Source organism: Streptomyces sp. H27-H5 (genome assembly GCF_026627505.1).
GTDB lineage: Bacteria > Actinomycetota > Actinomycetes > Streptomycetales > Streptomycetaceae > Streptomyces.
The window spans coordinates 1-1,497 of sequence record NZ_JAPNLK010000281.1 but is presented as its reverse complement, the minus strand read 5'-3'; the positions used below and the strand labels follow the sequence as shown (position 1 = coordinate 1,497).

The window sequence follows — 1,497 nt, the reverse complement described above, 5'->3', positions numbered from 1 at the left end:
AGAAAGAACCTCGGAGAACCCGCCACCGGGACGGCCACCCGGGATACCGGCCTGCCCGAATCCGGAAACCCACCACAAAAGCAATCACACCGCGTGATCAAAGATCACGCGGTGGATCGAGGCTGAGTAGTACTCGGAGGCCGGGAGAGCCGGCCACGTGGGGAAGGGGGCCAGCAAGTCAGCAGTAGGGACACTGGAATGCCAGGAGGTCGTCGCCGGTGAATACCGACGAGCTGGAGTGGGCCTTGATGAAGGCCGAACGCCGGGTACTGGAGATTCAGACCAAGCTGCACCGTTGGGCAAACGATGATTCTCATCGCAGGTTCGACGATCTGTTCAATCTCGTGGCCGACCCCGCCTTTACGTTGGTGGCGTGGGATCGGGTCCGGGGAAACAAGGGTGCCCGCACGGCAGGAGTGGACGGTAGGACCGCACGCTCCATCGAGGCCAGGCAAGGAGTCGAGGCTTTCCTTGACGGGCTGCGAACTCAACTGAGAGATCGCAGCTTTCAGCCGGTCCCCGTGCGCGAGCGGATGATCCCGAAGGCGAACGGCAAGCTCCGTCGTCTCGGGATTCCGACCGTGGCGGACCGGGTGGTCCAGGCATCCTTGAAGCTGGTGCTGGAGCCAGTGTTCGAAGCGGATTTCCTTCCGTACTCGTACGGATTCCGCCCGAATCGCCGGGCTCATGACGCGATCGCCGAGACGCGCTATTTCGCTAGCCATTCTTACGAATGGGTGGTGGAAGGCGACATCACGGCGTGCTTCGACGAGATCTCGCACACGGCCCTGATGGACCGGGTGCGAAATCGGATCGGGGACAAGCGGGTCTTGCTCCTGGTGAAGGCATTCCTCAAATCCGGGATCATGTCCCGGGACGGAGCCCTCACGGACACACGCACCGGAACCCCGCAGGGTGGGATTCTCTCGCCCCTGCTGGCCAACATCGCACTCTCGGCTCTGGACGAACACATCGCCCAGGCACCCGGAGGACCGAGCAGTACCTCTGGGGAACGGCGCAAGAGGCAGCGTCGAGGACTTCCCAACTACCGGCTGGTCCGGTACGCGGACGACTTCCTCGTACTCGTCTCCGGCAACCGTGGTCACGCCGAGGAACTACGAAGGGAAGTCGCAGAGGCGTTGACACCGATGGGCCTTCGCCTCTCGGTCGAGAAGACGAGGATCACCCACATTGACGAAGGCTTCGACTTTCTCGGATGGCGCGTCCAGCGTCACCGGAAACGGGGCACTGACCGGCAGTACATCTACACCTATCCGGCGCGGAAGTCTGTTCGTTCGGCAACGGCCAAGGTGAAGGACCTGACCGGAAGGCAGAATGTTGGCCTGCCGCTGACGTCCCTACTGCACCAGTTGACCTCGATCCTTCAGTGATGAGGTCGTGTTCGTGGGGTGGTCGGTTCACCCCGGTTTGTTCTCGTGGTGAGGTTCCGGGGTCGTCGCGTGTCGCTGCGGGGTGCGCCGGGTTCCACGGGTCCGG

At 62.8% G+C, this 1,497-nt stretch carries 1 protein-coding gene; it reads left to right on the top strand.

The genetic code is table 11. The features are described from left to right. Nucleotides 1-218 precede the first annotated feature (218 nt). Complete coding sequence (gene ltrA / locus OTB19_RS42765) at nucleotides 219-1,391, top strand: group II intron reverse transcriptase/maturase (RefSeq protein WP_267804261.1); 1,173 nt, start codon at nucleotides 219-221, stop codon at nucleotides 1,389-1,391. Nucleotides 1,392-1,497: the final 106 nt, after the last annotated feature.